A 14224-nucleotide genomic window follows, 5' to 3' on the forward strand; every position below is an offset into this window, starting at 1 on the left:
AGCCAGTAATGGTAATGACTGTTCATTGTGATGTCGTCAGCGCCGAGGAGTCCATCTTCTCCGGCCTGGTGGAAATGGCGGTGTTTCCCGGTGAAGCCGGGGAACTCGGCATTCTGCCGCACCATACGCCCTTGCTCACCCGCATCAAGCCCGGCACCATTCGTCTGAAGGTGCCGGATCAGAGCGATTTCGAGCTGGTCTATGTGTCTGGTGGAATGCTGGAAGTTCAGCCCGACATGATTACCGTGTTGGCAGATACCGCCATCCGTGCTCATGACCTGGACGAAGCCAAGGCTCTGGAAGCCAAGAAGCGTGCCGAAGAAGCGCTTGCCAACCGGCAAGCCGAAATGGACTACGCCTCTGCCGAAGCGGAGCTGGCCCAGGCCATCGCCCAGCTTCAGGCCATTCAGCGTCTGCGCAAGTCGGTACACTGATTCCGGTTATCCGGATGACAAAAAGGGCAGCTTAGGCTGCCCTTTTTATTTGCTCGAAACATTGGTAGTCAGAGACGAGCCAGACGTTTTTCCAGGCGTGCGAGATCGTCGCGCAAAACATCGACCTGCCGCCCGAATGCCTCGAGTTCGCGGCGCGGCACAATCCAGTCGGAGTCTTCGCTCGCATACTCGGCGAGATTTGTGAACAAGCGCGTAAACGACTCCCGGCCTTGCCTGCTCAGGGTATGCCGCGCCATTTCAAGCCGGCGAGCCGGGATATCGCCGACATAATGCGCCAGATCAGCTTCGACATCCCAGCGCAGATTACGAAACACAAACGCCAAGGTTTCGGCAAAATCAGCAGAGCCGGAAAGCTTCGCCGCCTGAAAAACACTTTTCCGGTCGGTCAGGAAACGAATCGGTGTATCAAGCGGCAGGCTGATGGTCACGGCCGGAGAGTGCTCTGCCGAACCTGCCTGGAACAGGCCATCATTATCGACCAGCAGATGCAGATCAAGCGGCCCCGCCTGGATCAGTGCATGACTGCCGGCGTGGGAACGCAGGCGTTCCTGCGCCCAGGACTCGGCAAGAAGCAGATGATTCAGGGCGGCGGGAACAAGGCGAAGCAATGCGCTCATCCCGGTTCACCAGGCGTGTAGCGGTCGACGCCTGAAAACAGGCGATTTCCAGGCGTACTCATTTCAGAATTTGAAGCCGCGATGCAGAGCGACGACGCCGAGCGCCATGTTGAAATATTCAACTTTCTCGAAGCCGACTTTTTCCATCATCTCCTTCAACTCTTCCTGACCAGGATGCATGCGGATCGATTCCGACAGGTAGCGATAGCTGTCCGAGTCATTGGTAACCAGCTGGCCAACACGCGGGATGACCTGGAAAGAGTAGAAATCGTAAACCGGCGCCAGCGGCTTCCAGATTTTCGAGAACTCGAGGACCAGCAGACGGCCGCCCGGGCGCAAGACACGATACATCTCGGCCAGCGCCGCATCCTTGTGCGTCATGTTGCGCAGGCCGAAAGCGACCGTCACACAATCAAACCAGTCGTCGGGGAAGGGTAGCTTTTCCGCATCACATTGCGCAGCCGGCACCATGTAGCCCTTGTCGAGCAGGCGATCGCGACCGCGCGCCAGCATGGCGTTATTGATGTCGGTCAGCCAGACCTGGCCGCTCTTGCCGACCCGCTTGGCAAAAGCCAGCGAAAGGTCACCGGTACCGCCAGCCACATCGAGCACGCGCGAGCCTTCGCGCACACCGCTACGCTGGATGGTGAAAGCCTTCCACAGACGATGCATGCCGCCCGACATCAGATCGTTCATCAAGTCGTAACGACTGGCGACCGAATCGAATACGTCGGCGACACGCCGGGCTTTTTCCTGCTCGGCTACGGTCTCGTAGCCAAAATGTGTAGTGTCTTTAGTCATGGTTTCAGTGATGGTGACCGCAAGATCCTCCGGCCGCCGGGCGCGAGGTCGTATCGACATCGCGGGACAAGCCTTGCGCTTCAATTTGTTTCAGATATTCCGCCCAGAGTTCAGCCTGGTGCTTGCCCAGGTTGTAGAGCAGGTCCCAGGAATAAAGTCCGCTGTCGTGGCCGTCGGAAAAAACCAGACGCAGGGCGTAGGTACCAACCGGCTCGATACGCTCGATATCGACGTTACGTTTGCCCGTCTGCAGGGTTTCCTGTCCCGGACCGTGACCGCGTGCCTCGGCCGATGGGGTATAGACCCGCAGGTATTCAAAATCGAGCGTGAAACTTTCAGCGTCCGCGTAGGCGATCTCCAGCCGACGTGATTTCTGGTGCAGCTTGATTTCGCTTGGAATCGGTGTGTCCCGATCAATGCCAGCCATAGTGATCTCCGGAGTGAGGGCGATAGTTTAGCGCACTCGTTCTCCCCCGGCGGCAAGATGTATCAAAGGGAGTCGTAACTGATCCGGTCGAAATCGATACCCCGCTGCAGGATGTGCTTGAGGCGCAACTGCCAGATTTGCCCTCCGGAAAAAACTTCCAGCACACGACTGGCCTGATAGACCCCGGCGGGCAAGACAATGGATGCCTCTTCATGGACGACGGGCACCGATGGCAGCAAAAACGCACGCATGAAGCGGTGATTCACCGAATTGCCCTCACCGGCATAGCGAACGGCGCAGCCACTCGGCATGCCGGGCAAAATGGCGACGCCAACAACCAGGCCGCCATTTTCTTCCTGCATCAGCCAGGTGGCGTAGACGAGCAGGAAATGCTCGCCGTCATGCGGCCGAACCACCATCAACTGGTTATGCGCCAGCTTTTGCCCGGCGCAGGTTCTCGCCAGGCGAAAGCCGTTCGCCGAATGATTGATCACCGACCACTCATCAACCGGAAAACTGATCTGTGGCTTGATGCTCAACGCCACCCCGGGTTCGGCCCGGTCGCGGAAGGTGAACAGCTGATCGAACTCGTCGCGCGAGTAGGCCTTGGCGGAATCGGGCTGCTCGAACTCCTGACCGGTCACGCAATAATGCATGGCATCGAAGCCGGTCGCCACATGTGCAATTCCCTCGGTATCGAAGCGCCGGAATTTGCGCGGCGAAGCCGACTGCGTCCAGGGCCGCGAGAGATGCTCGAGGAGCTGGATGACATGGCCGGAGGTTTCCTCGCCCAGGCCAAGCTGGGAGGGCGTCATGCGCTGCCGCAACTGGCTGATCATGTGATTGATCTGCAGACCGAGGCGCGTCGTATCCAGCCGACGGGCATCATCGTCCGGACCATCGGCGACAGCCCCCGGGTGCAGCGGGACATCCTTCATCAACTCGACCACGTAGGGAGGAACTTCCAAGTCGTTTTCGAGCGGATGAATCGACACCAGCGGTGCCCACATGCCGGCCCAGCGTCGGATCAGATTGAGATTGCGCACGCTGTTGCTGTACGGACTGGCAATTTCGATCAACAACAGGGTCGTATAGGCAGCCGCACAGTGTGTCGCCTGCAAGGTGTTTTCCAGGGCATCCTCGACCGGTGTGTAGGCAACGCCCCATTCCTCGGCCGTTTCGTAATAGCCGTGCAACTCCATCCAGATGCCGGCCGGCAATTCGCGGCGCGCCCGGTAGTGCTCGAGGATAACCATGCCGGTGTAGTACAGGCAGCGATGCAGGATGGCCGCCATCAGGGCGTTGTATTGGGGATTCTCGGCGTCGGGTTCCTCGATCCGGGCACACAGCGCATACGCCTTGCTCATGCGACGCCAGGCCGCCACCACCTGCTGGAAACAGCTCTCTTCCTCGTCGGCAAGCGGAAGAGCCTTGTTGTGATAACGCCGCGCCATTTCCTCTTCGACGAAACACATCGGCACCCGCGCCTGTTCAAGCAATGCCAGCAGCACACCGGGATCAGGCGGACTCGCCAGCAGGGTATCGAGAAAACGGATCAGCTGCAGTTCGGCCTGCGCCGGATTGGCCAGCGGCAATTGCGCGATGAAGTCCATCCCGCTTTGCAGATCCGGAATCAACAGTTCGGAAAGATTGTTGTTATTCGTGCTCATGATGGATCCAGTCTATTGCCCGACAGTTCCAAGCGCCAGCGCCAAGGCAGCAACCAGGCTGGCATCATCAACTTCCGGTATCCCGACAATACCATCGCGGTGTACCGCCCCCCAGATCGGTTCGGGAAAATGACGGTCATCCTGCCAACGCGGTATGACGTGCCAGTGCACATGCGGCACCATGTTGCCAAAGCTGGCCAGATTGATCTTGTCCGGCTTGAACAAGGCCCGGACCACGCCCTCGACGGCAAAAACGACATCCATCAACTGCCGACGCTGGCCGGCGTCAAGATCGGTCATTTCACGGACATGGGCATTCAGGATGACCCGGCAAAAGCCGGGGTAGTGCGGGTCCGCCACCCGGATGACACGGCAGAGCGACGATTGCCAGAGCACCTCTCCGCCAGTCGTCGCACACAATTCACAAGCCTTGCCGCTGTTATCCACGTTCGCATCCCCCTATATGGAGAAAGCATTACACCGGAAACGGAATACTGCAAGCCGCTACCGGATGAATGCCTGGCATTTACCGGTAGACGGCCAGAAAAAGCGAAAAATCAGAGCAATACGCGCTCGATCCCGCCGTTGTTCGCACGGTCGACATACTGCACCATCCAGTTTTCACCGAGCAGGTGCTTGGCCATTTCGACGACGATGTAATCCGCCTTGGTGCCGGCATCGTCATCGTAACGCGACAGGCCCTGAAGACAGGCCGGGCAGGAAGTCAGGATCTTGACGTCACCGGTAAAGCCGTCGGCGCGCAAGGCCGTCGCCCCCTTCTCGATTTCTTCCTGCTTGCGGAACTTGACCTGGGTCGCGATATCCGGACGCGAATAGGCGAAGGAGCCGGAATCGCCGCAGCAGCGGTCGGTCAGCGGCACGTCCTGGCCCATCAGCGCCTTGGTCACGGCGAGCGGCGCATAGGCCTTCATCGGCGTATGGCAGGGATCGTGGTACATGTAGCGCGTGCCTTCGACACCTTCCAGCTTGACGCCCTTTTCCATGAGATATTCGTGGATGTCGAGCAGGCGGCAACCGGGGAAGATCTTCTCGAACTGGTACTTCTGCAGCTGATCCATGCAGGTGCCGCAGGACACGATCACCGTCTTGATGTCGAGATAGTTCAACGTGTTGGCGACACGGTGGAAGAGCACACGATTGTCGGTGGTGATCTTCTGGCCCTTGTCCTCGTCGCCCGATGAGGTCTGCGGATAGCCGCAGCACAGGTAGCCCGGCGGCAGCACCGTGGTCGCACCGATTTCGTAGAGCATGGCCTGGGTGGCCAGACCGACCTGCGAGAACAGGCGCTCGGAACCGCAACCGGGGAAGTAGAAGACGGCATCCGAGTCCTCGGTCGTCTTCTGCGGATTGCGGATGACCGGGATCACTTCGGCGTCCTCGATGTCGAGCAGGGCGCGCGACGTACGCTTGGGCAGGTTGCCCGGCATCGGCCGGTTGAGGAAGTGGATGACCTGCGTCTTGACGCTCGGCGCACCCAGCGTGGCCGGCGGATGGGCGCGGCTGTCCTGGATCAGGCCGAGCGCCTTGGCCGCCTTGTGGGCGAGGCGCTGCGCCTTGAAGCCGAAGTCCATCATGACGCCGCGCATCAGCTTGATGGTCGCCGGATCCTTCAGGTTCAGATAGGTCATCGCCGCCACGGTGCCGGGGCTGAAGCGCTTCTTGTCTTGTTTGCGCAGGAAATTGCGCATGGCGACGGAAACATCGCCAAAATCGATGTCGACCGGACAGGGCTTGACGCAGCGATGGCAGACCGTGCAATGGTCGGCGACGTCGTTGAATTCGTCGAAATGCTTGAGCGAAATGCCGCGTCGGGTCTGTTCCTCGTAAAGGAAGGCTTCGACCAGCAGCGAGGTCGCCAGGATCTTGTTGCGCGGGCTGTAGAGCAGGTTGGCACGCGGCACATGCGTCGAACAGACCGGCTTGCACTTGCCGCAGCGCAGGCAGTCCTTGACCATGTCGGAGATCTTGCCGATCTCGGACTGCTCCATGATCAGCGACTCGGTGCCGAGCAGGCTGAACGACGGCGTGTAGGCATTGCCCATGTCGCCGCCGGGCATCAGCTTGCCCTTGTTGAAATGGTTGTGCGGATCGACCTTCTGCTTGTAGGCGCGGAAGGGCGCAATCTCGGCGTCGGTCAGGAACTCGAGCTTGGTGATGCCAATGCCGTGTTCGCCGGAAATCACGCCGTTCAGCGAACGCGCCAGGTGCATGATGCGCTCGACCGCCTTGTTGGCCGTCTGCAGCATCTCGTAATTGTCCGAATTGACCGGGATGTTGGTATGCACGTTACCGTCGCCGGCATGCATGTGCAGCGCGACAAAGACGCGGGCGCGCAGGGTTTCCTTGTGGATCGCCTCGATGCGCTCGATGATCGGGCGGTAAACGCTGCCGTCGAAGATCTTGGACAGCCGCGAATGCAGTTCCTGTTTCCACGAGACGCGAACCGAGTAATCCTGCAGACGGTGGAAGAGACGCGGATTTTCCGCCCGGTTGCTCAGCTCACCGGCCTGCACGCCATAGGACAGGAAGCGCGATTCGGCTTCGGCCAAGGGCAGATCGAGATTGTCGAGCAGCCACTCCCAGCGCAGACGCACCGCCTCGACATAGTCCAGGGCCGCCTGCCGGCGATCGCCGATCAGCACGTCGGTGTCGAGCGTCGTGTCGCCGCGGTGCAAGGGCAGTTCGCCCTTGAGAAATTCGGACAGCGCGTCGCACAGGGCAAGCTTGTTCTGCGTCGACAACTCGATGTTGATGCGCTCGATGCCGTCGCAGTAATCGCCCATGCGCGGCAGCGGGATGACGACGTCTTCATTGACCTTGAAGGCATTGGTATGGCGCGAAATGGCGGCAGTTCGCGAACGGTCGAGCCAGAATTTCTTGCGTGTTTCGGCGTTGACCGCAATGAAGCCCTCGGCGCCGCGCACGTTGCACATGCGGACGACTTCGGAAGCGGCCGCCATCACGGCGTTTTCGTCATGCCCGACGAGATCGCCGAGCAGCACCATCTTCGGCCGCCCGTGGCGCTTCGCCTTGGTCGCGTAGCCAACCGCCTTGACGTAGCGCTCGTCGAGGTGCTCGAGGCCTGCCAGCTGCACGCCGGCGGCAAGACCGGCTCCGCCCGGCTTGAAGTAATCGGTGATCTCGACGATGGCCGGCACGGCTTCGCGCACCTGGCCGAAGAATTCGAGACAGACGGTGCGCGTCACCGGCGGCATCTTGTGCAGCACCCAGCGCGCCGCGACGATGATGCCGTCGGTGCCTTCCTTCTGCACGCCCGGCACGCCGCCGAGGAACTTGTCGGTGACGTCCTTGCCCAGCCCGACCTTGCGGCAGGCGGCGCCCGGCATGGTCAGGACTTCCTCGCCAAGCAGCTTCTTGCCGCTCGGGTCGAAGCGCTTCAGGCGGAATTCGACATTTTCCTGCTCGTGGATCTTGCCGTAGTTGTGATTGACGCGCTCGACTTCCAGCCAGTTGCCGTCCGGATCGACCATCTTCCACCAGGCCAGGTTGTCGAGCGCCGTGCCCCACAGCACGGCCTTCTTGCCGCCGGCATTCATGGCGATGTTGCCGCCGATGCAGGACGCGGAAGCCGAGGTCGGGTCGACTGCGAAGACGCGGCCGGCCAGCGAGGCGGCTTCAGCGACGCGATCGGTGACCACGCCGGCGCCGGTGCGGATCGTCGCGTACGGCGTTTCATGGCCGGCCAGCACCAGCTCCTCGACCGGGCCGATGTCGATCAGCTTTTCGGTATTGATCACCGCCGAGTAGGGCGTCAGCGGCACGGCGCCGCCGGTATAGCCGGTGCCGCCGCCACGCGGAATGATGGTCAGGCCGGCTTCGATGCAGCCGCGCACGAGATGGCCGATTTCCTCTTCGGTATCCGGATAGAGGACGACAAAAGGATATTCGACGCGCCAGTCGGTCGCATCGGTAACGTGCGAGACACGCGCCAGGCCGTCGAAGGCGATGTTGTCCTTGCGCGTATGCTTGCCGAGATACTTCAGCACCTTGCGACGCAAGTCGATGGTTTCGCCGAAGCGGGCCTCGAAACGATTGACGGCTTCGTGCGCCGCCTCGACCAGGCGCTTGACCCGGGCTGCGCGCACGCTGTCTTCCTGGGCGCTTTCGGCACGCCGCTTTTCGACTTCGCTCAGGCGGTGACGCAGGGCGCTGACCAGCGCATCGCGCCGCTCGCGATTGTCGAGCAGGTCGTCTTCCAGATACGGGTTGCGCTGGACAACCCAGATGTCGCCGAGCACTTCGTAGAGCATGCGCGCCGAACGACCGGTGACGCGCTCGCTGCGCAGTTCGTCGAGCACCGCCCAGTTGTCGGCGCCGAGCAGGCGGATGACGATCTCGCGATCGGAAAACGAGGTGTAGTTGTAGGGGATTTCGCGCAGGCGGGCAGTCATGGAAGCAGCCGGGGGTCCGTCAAAAGGTGGATTTTAGCGTATTGCAGCGCAAGACGCGGGTTCAGTCGACCACGACAACGGCCCGGGGTTCAGTCCGTTTGCGCAGCTTGCCGGCCCGATTTGCCCTTGGCCAGGCGAAAATGCCGCCCCACATCGTGTCGACCGGCGACACGACAGCATGTCTCGGGCAAAATCGCGGCAGCCCCCGTTAATCGACCTGGTTGCCATGGAAAACTTCGAAAAATTGCTGGCAATCGTCAGACGCAAAGCCGTGTATGACCGGAACAATCCCTGGTACAAGGGCCCGGAAAGCTATCTGCACGGCTTGAAGGACGAGGTCGACGAGGTTATCGAGGAAATTCCCCGGCAGCGCGGCGCCTACCTGGAAGACGAACTGGGCGACCTGCTCTGGAACAGCCTGAATGCCGTGATCGCGCTGGAAAAGGCGCACGGCATCACGCTTGAGTCGGTCCTCGCCAGGACCTGCCGCAAATTCGAAAACCGTCTTTCCGGCATCGAAGCCGGACGCTCCTGGCAGGAGATCAAGGAAGAACAGAAGCAGGCGCTGGCACGCGAACACTCAGCGGGCACCAACCGCTAAGAGTCTCAGTGCGGCAAGGCCGTCTGCGCCACCAGCCAGTAACGGACAAACTTGCCAATCGCCATGAACAGGCAGCAGGGCAACCAGTGCAGACGCAGCCAGCCGGCGGCAACGCAAAAGGCATCGCCAACCAGCGGCAGCCAGGACAACAAAAGGACGGAACTGCCCCAACGCTGGAACGCCGCCAGATAAGGCAGACGCTCAAGCTTTTGCCAGCGCGGCAAATAGCGCCCGGCCCACCACGACAGCATGCCGCCCAGCGTATTGCCAACGGTCGACACGCCCAGCGCGGCAAAAACCAGATTCGGCTCCTGGCGCAGGAAGGCATACAGGGCCAGCTCGGAGCCACCCGGCAACAACGTCGCCGCGAGCAGGCTGTAGAGGCCGAGGCCCCACAGCCCGTAAGCGGGATCGAACTCGGGCAGGGTCAAGTGCGGAAACTGGCCGCGCTTTGCTCCAGCGAGCGCGCCACGTTTTCCAGCGCGCGCACCTCGCTGAGCAGGCTGCCCGCCTGCAGACTGTTCGAGTCGGCCGACTGGGCAATGCGCTCGACGGCCTGGGCGATGGCATGGCTGGTCGTGCCCTGCTCGTTCGCGGCACTGGCGATTTCCGAGGATGCCTCGACCGAGCGGCGGCCCGATTCAGCAATCGCCTCCAGAGCAGTTTCGGCCTCGGCGGCGAGGCGCGACGCCTCCCTGGCCTGACCGGCGATCTGCTTGGCATTCTCGGCGGCACTGGCGGTACCGGACGAAGTGGCGGACACGGTCTGGGTAATCTGCGCCGTGAACTGCGCGGATTTTTCCGCCAGCTTGCGTACCTCATCGGCCACCACGGCGAAGCCGCGCCCGGCCTCGCCGGCGCGGGCGGCTTCGATAGCCGCATTAAGGGCGAGCAGGTTGGTCTGGTCGGCCAGTTCGGAAATCGACCCGGCCATGCCGGCGATTTCCCGGGCATTGCCTGCCAGTTGTGCCATCAGGGCTTCGGCGCTGGCCGTTTCTTCGGCAATCTTGCGCATTTCGCTGCTGACCGCGGTCGCTGCCGCCATGCCTTGCCGTGCCAGCGCCAGTGTTTCGTTCGCCGCCTTTTCGGAATGCAGGGTCTGATCGGCCGTATGGGTGATGCTCACCGACAATTGCTCGACAGCAGCCGCCAGTTCGCTGGCTGACGCCGACTGCTCTTCGGCCGCGGCAGCCACCGACTGGGCGGCACGCTCAAGAGACTCGGCCGAAGCAAAGGCCGTGGTCGACGAGCGGGCGATGTTGCGCACCAGGCCGCCGATGTTTTCCCTGGCAGTATTCGCTTCGCTGGCAATCACCCCGATTTCGCAGTGGGCCGGCGGAATCGCCTGCGAGAAATCGCCCGCCCCCATCCGGCGTACCCCCTCCGCCACCGGCATCACCCCGGCCAGGCCGCGGTTGGCGGCGACCCAGGCGGCGATGGCGCAAAGCAGGGCACCGAGCAAACAGGCAAGGCCCAGTTGCCAGCGCATCGCGGCGGCGTTCTTGTTGTATTCGTCGATCCAGGTACCACCTGCCACCGTCCAGCCCCAGGCCGGCGAACGCTTGAAGACGACGATCTTCTCGCGCTCCCTGCCGCTCTCGTCGGTATAGGGATAAACAATCGTTCCTTCCGCCTTGGCCGACATTTCGCTGGCCAGCATCAGCATCGGGCCTTTCACTTCCTTCGTGTTCTTGCCCTCAAGCTTGGGATGCAGCGTGAAATAGCTGTCTTCGACGTTCGCTTCAACCTTGATCGCGTAGGGATAGCCGGTATCGCCGAACTTCATGCCTTTCAGGGTTTCATTCAGGCGCGCCATGTCGTCGCTGACATTCGAACGCACCGACCAGGCGCCAACCACCTTGCCCTGGCCATTCTTGATCGGCAGGAAGGCGCTGACGTAAAACTTGCCACTGCGCTGGACGACGCCCGACCATTCATTACCTTCAAGCACCGTCTTCGTTTCCGGGGTATTGGCGGCAATCGGCTTGCCAACCATGCTCTTGCCGTCCTTGTCCTTGAGCAGCGTCGCCGCCCGCACCATCTCGCCCTTGTCGTTGAACAACAGCAAGGCCGGCTCGGCGATCAGCAGCTCCTTCCAGCGCAGCATCAGCTTTTCGTTGCCATTGACCACTTCGCCGCCCGCCCGATAGACGGGCAGGCCGAAAGCATCCTTCTCGCCGGTCGCGTCCGCTGACTTCAGCGTATCGCCCAGCATCATCTTGAGAACACCCATGCGCTTGCGGCCAGCCGCTTCGTGCGTCTTGGCGGTCAGTTCGAGCAGGTCCACGACGGCCGAAACCTGACCGCGCGCCGCCTCTTCGGCACTCAGCCGCTCGGCGCGTGAAAAGGTGAACAACGAAAAAATTGCCACGATCGCAAAGGCCAGGCCACAAACGCCCGCCACAGTGATCGCAACTCGGGTAGCCAGCTTCCCGGTGCGCATGCAGATTCTCCTGATTATTTTTTAATAAGCCGGCAATTCTGGGCCCCCGGATATCGCCGTGCAATGCCCCGAAGAGACAAACACCGCGGGAAGCTGCTAGATTTCGTCTTTTACCCCGCAGGAAAACACCATGCACGCCGTACCCGACTATCTGGAAAAAGTTCTCAACGCACAGGTTTACGACGTTGCGATTGAAACGCCGCTCGAACTGGCGACGAACCTTTCCATCCGCGTCGGCAACAAGATCCTGCTCAAGCGCGAAGACATGCAGCCGGTGTTTTCCTTCAAGCTGCGCGGCGCCTACAACAAGATCGCCAGCCTCTCGGCCGAGAAGATGAAGCGCGGCGTGATCTGCGCTTCGGCCGGCAACCACGCCCAGGGCGTGGCACTGTCGGCGGCAAAACTGGGTTGCCGGGCGGTGATCGTGATGCCGACCTCGACGCCGGCGATCAAGGTCGACGCGGTGCGCGCCCGCGGCGGCGAAGTCGTGCTGCATGGCGATTCCTTCGACGACTCCTACGCGCATGCACTGGAGCTGGAAAAATCCGAGAAGCTGACTTTCGTGCATCCTTTCGACGATCCGGAAGTGATCGCCGGCCAAGGCACTGTCGCCATGGAAATCCTGCGCCAGCACTCACGTCACAACGGACCGATCCACGCCGTGTTCTGCGCCATCGGCGGCGGCGGCCTGGCGGCCGGCGTTGCCGCCTACATCAAGCGCCTGCGTCCGGAAATCAAGGTGATCGGCGTCGAGACCTTCGACGCCGATGCGATGAAGCAGTCGATCGCCGCCGGCAAGCGCGTCCGCCTCGAGCAGGTTGGCCTGTTCTCCGACGGCACGGCGGTGAAATACGTTGGCGAGGAAACCTTCCGCCTGTGCAAGGAATACCTCGACGACATCATCCTGGTCGACACCGATGCAATCTGCGCCGCGATCAAGGATGTCTTCGAGGACACCCGCTCCATCGTCGAGCCGGCCGGTGCTCTGGCCGTCGCCGGCGCCAAGGAATACGCGCGCCAGCACAAGTTGAAGGACAAGAACCTGGTCGCCGTGACTTCCGGCGCCAACATGAATTTCGACCGCCTGCGCTTCGTTGCCGAACGCGCCGAGGTCGGCGAGCGCCGCGAAGCCGTGCTCGCCGTGACGCTGCCGGAGAAGCCGGGCGCCTACAAGAAATTTCTCGGCCTGATCGGCAAGCGCAACGTCACCGAGTTCAACTACCGCTACCACACGGCCAGCGAGGCCCACGTTTTTGTCGGTATCCAGGTGGTCGACCGCCACGAATCGGGCAAATTGGTCGAACAGCTGGTCAAGCACGGCTACCCGGCGCTCGACCTGACCGACGACGAGATGGCGAAGAATCACATTCGCCACATGGTCGGCGGACATGCGCCGCAGGTCTGTGAAAAAGGCATGCAGGAACTGGTTTACCGCTTCGAGTTCCCGGAAAAGCCGGGTGCCCTGATGAATTTCCTGACCCAGATGAGCGCCGGCTGGAACATCAGCCTGTTCCATTACCGCAATCACGGTGCCGACTACGGCCGCGTCCTCGTCGGCATACAGGTGCCGGCCGCCGAGATGGACGAGTTCCGGAATTTCCTCAAGAACCTGGGCTACGCCCACTGGGACGAAAGCCAGAATCCGGCCTACAAGCTCTTTCTTGGCTAATCAAGATTTGTTATAACGAATTAACAATCCATTCTTTTACAGAATAACCAGCCCTCCCTAAACTCCGGTCATCAAAATCATTCGATGACCGGAGTTTTTCATGCGCAAATTTGCCCTTTCCGCGGCGTTGACCGCTACGCTGGCCATCGGCACAGCCTTTGCCCAGACCTCGCTGCTTAACGTCTCCTACGACCCGACGCGCGAGCTGTACAAGGATTTCAACGCCGCCTTCAGCAAGCACTGGCAGAGCAAGACCGGCCAGCAGGTCAATGTCCGCCAGTCGCACGGCGGCTCCGGCAAGCAGGCGATGGCGGTGCGCGACGGCCTCGACGCCGACGTCGTGACGCTCGCCCTGGCCTACGACATCGACGCCCTGGTCGAGCGCAAGCTGATTCCGGCCGACTGGCAGAAACGCTTCCCGAACAATTCCTCGCCCTACACCTCGACCGTCGTCTTCCTCGTCCGCAAGGGCAACCCGAAGAACATCCGCGACTGGGGCGACCTCGCCAAACCGGGCGTCGGCGTCATCACGCCGAATCCGAAGACCTCCGGCGGCGCGCGCTGGAACTACCTGGCGGCCTGGGCCTGGGCCCTCAAGCAGCCGGGCGGCAACGAGCAGAAAGCCGGCGAATTCCTCGCCGCCGTGTTCAGGAACGTGCCGGTGCTCGACTCCGGCGCGCGCGGCTCGACCACGACCTTCGTCGAACGCGGCCTCGGCGACGTGCTGATCGCCTGGGAAAACGAGGCGCAGCTGGCGGTCAACGAGATCGGCCGCGACAAATTCGAGATCGTCGCCCCCAGCCTGTCCATCCTTGCCGAGCCGCCGGTCGCCGTCGTCGACAAGGTTGCCGAGAAGCACGGCACGCGCCTCACCGCGCAGGCCTATCTCGACTACCTCTATTCCGAGGAAGGCCAGAACATCGCCGCCAAGCACTATTACCGGCCGCGCGACGCCAAGGTCGCTGCCAAATACGCGGCGCAGTTCCCGAAACTGAAGCTGGTCACCATCGACGACACCTTCGGCGGCTGGCAGAAGGCGCAGAAGGCGCACTTCGCCGACGGCGGCAGCTTCGACCGCATTTACCTGAAAAAGTAGGAAAGGAGCGCC

The 14224-nt window shown here is 61.6% G+C and carries 12 protein-coding genes; 4 read left to right on the forward strand and 8 right to left on the reverse strand.

The features are described 5' to 3' along the window. The first annotated feature begins 8 nt into the window (after positions 1–8). Entirely contained in the window at positions 9–434 is a 426-nt protein-coding gene (locus KIG99_RS09610) for a F0F1 ATP synthase subunit epsilon (RefSeq protein ID WP_226459961.1), read from the forward strand. Between the two features lie 68 nt (positions 435–502). Here KIG99_RS09610 and KIG99_RS09615 read toward each other — a convergent pair whose 3' ends face one another. The 6 genes from KIG99_RS09615 to KIG99_RS09640 all read right to left on the reverse strand — a co-directional run bounded on the left by KIG99_RS09615 (position 503) and on the right by KIG99_RS09640 (position 8403). Next, entirely contained in the window at positions 503–1072 is a 570-nt protein-coding gene (locus KIG99_RS09615) for a ubiquinone biosynthesis accessory factor UbiJ (RefSeq protein ID WP_226459962.1), read from the reverse strand. A 63-nt stretch (positions 1073–1135) separates the two neighbouring features. Next, entirely contained in the window at positions 1136–1873 is a 738-nt protein-coding gene (ubiE, locus tag KIG99_RS09620; RefSeq protein ID WP_226459963.1) for a bifunctional demethylmenaquinone methyltransferase/2-methoxy-6-polyprenyl-1,4-benzoquinol methylase UbiE, read from the reverse strand. A gap of 4 nt (positions 1874–1877) precedes the next feature. Then, positions 1878–2300 carry a gamma-butyrobetaine hydroxylase-like domain-containing protein gene (locus KIG99_RS09625; protein WP_226459964.1) on the reverse strand — a complete coding sequence of 141 codons (423 nt, stop codon included), beginning with the start codon at positions 2298–2300 and terminating at the stop codon, positions 1878–1880. 62 nt (positions 2301–2362) lie between these two features. Beyond that, the gene (locus KIG99_RS09630) at positions 2363–3970 is read right to left on the reverse strand and encodes a hypothetical protein (protein WP_226459965.1); all 1608 of its coding nucleotides are present in this window, start codon (positions 3968–3970) and stop codon (positions 2363–2365) included. 12 nt (positions 3971–3982) lie between these two features. Then, the gene (locus KIG99_RS09635; RefSeq protein ID WP_226459966.1) at positions 3983–4417 is read right to left on the reverse strand and encodes an HIT family protein; all 435 of its coding nucleotides are present in this window, start codon (positions 4415–4417) and stop codon (positions 3983–3985) included. Positions 4418–4527: 110 nt separating this feature from the next. Next, the gene (locus KIG99_RS09640; RefSeq protein ID WP_226459967.1) at positions 4528–8403 is read right to left on the reverse strand and encodes a DUF3683 domain-containing protein; all 3876 of its coding nucleotides are present in this window, start codon (positions 8401–8403) and stop codon (positions 4528–4530) included. Between the two features lie 226 nt (positions 8404–8629). Between KIG99_RS09640 and KIG99_RS09645 the strand changes: the two genes are divergently transcribed. Next, entirely contained in the window at positions 8630–9004 is a 375-nt protein-coding gene (locus KIG99_RS09645) for a MazG nucleotide pyrophosphohydrolase domain-containing protein (protein ID WP_226459968.1), read from the forward strand. A 5-nt stretch (positions 9005–9009) separates the two neighbouring features. Here KIG99_RS09645 and KIG99_RS09650 read toward each other — a convergent pair whose 3' ends face one another. Further along, positions 9010–9435 (reverse strand): YqaA family protein, encoded by a 426-nt coding sequence (locus KIG99_RS09650; protein ID WP_226459969.1) that lies wholly within the window; start codon positions 9433–9435, stop codon positions 9010–9012. Then, a complete protein-coding gene (locus KIG99_RS09655; RefSeq protein WP_226459970.1) occupies positions 9432–11447 on the reverse strand; it encodes a methyl-accepting chemotaxis protein in 2016 nt (671 codons plus the stop codon). Before KIG99_RS09655 ends, KIG99_RS09650 begins: the two co-directional genes overlap by 4 nt. A gap of 130 nt (positions 11448–11577) precedes the next feature. Between KIG99_RS09655 and ilvA the strand changes: the two genes are divergently transcribed. Continuing rightward, complete coding sequence (gene ilvA, locus KIG99_RS09660; RefSeq protein ID WP_226459971.1) at positions 11578–13116, forward strand: threonine ammonia-lyase, biosynthetic; 1539 nt, start codon at positions 11578–11580, stop codon at positions 13114–13116. 100 nt (positions 13117–13216) lie between these two features. Beyond that, a complete protein-coding gene (locus KIG99_RS09665) occupies positions 13217–14212 on the forward strand; it encodes a sulfate ABC transporter substrate-binding protein (RefSeq protein WP_226459972.1) in 996 nt (331 codons plus the stop codon). Positions 14213–14224: the final 12 nt, after the last annotated feature.

This window comes from Quatrionicoccus australiensis, from assembly GCF_020510425.1.
Taxonomy (GTDB): domain Bacteria; phylum Pseudomonadota; class Gammaproteobacteria; order Burkholderiales; family Rhodocyclaceae; genus Azonexus; species Azonexus australiensis_A.

Excerpts from the sequence above, each read along its gene's own strand:
- ilvA (WP_226459971.1), top strand. The coding sequence starts at position 11,578 with ATGCACGCCGTACCCGACTATCTGGAAAAAGTTCTCAACGCACAGGTT.
- KIG99_RS09625 (WP_226459964.1), bottom strand. The coding sequence starts at position 2,300 with ATGGCTGGCATTGATCGGGACACACCGATTCCAAGCGAAATCAAGCTG.
- KIG99_RS09640 (WP_226459967.1), bottom strand. The coding sequence starts at position 8,403 with ATGACTGCCCGCCTGCGCGAAATCCCCTACAACTACACCTCGTTTTCC.
- KIG99_RS09645 (WP_226459968.1), top strand. The coding sequence starts at position 8,630 with ATGGAAAACTTCGAAAAATTGCTGGCAATCGTCAGACGCAAAGCCGTG.
- KIG99_RS09665 (WP_226459972.1), top strand. The coding sequence starts at position 13,217 with ATGCGCAAATTTGCCCTTTCCGCGGCGTTGACCGCTACGCTGGCCATC.
- KIG99_RS09610 (WP_226459961.1), top strand. The coding sequence starts at position 9 with ATGGTAATGACTGTTCATTGTGATGTCGTCAGCGCCGAGGAGTCCATC.
- KIG99_RS09630 (WP_226459965.1), bottom strand. The coding sequence starts at position 3,970 with ATGAGCACGAATAACAACAATCTTTCCGAACTGTTGATTCCGGATCTG.
- KIG99_RS09615 (WP_226459962.1), bottom strand. The coding sequence starts at position 1,072 with ATGAGCGCATTGCTTCGCCTTGTTCCCGCCGCCCTGAATCATCTGCTT.
- ubiE (WP_226459963.1), bottom strand. The coding sequence starts at position 1,873 with ATGACTAAAGACACTACACATTTTGGCTACGAGACCGTAGCCGAGCAG.
- KIG99_RS09655 (WP_226459970.1), bottom strand. The coding sequence starts at position 11,447 with ATGCGCACCGGGAAGCTGGCTACCCGAGTTGCGATCACTGTGGCGGGC.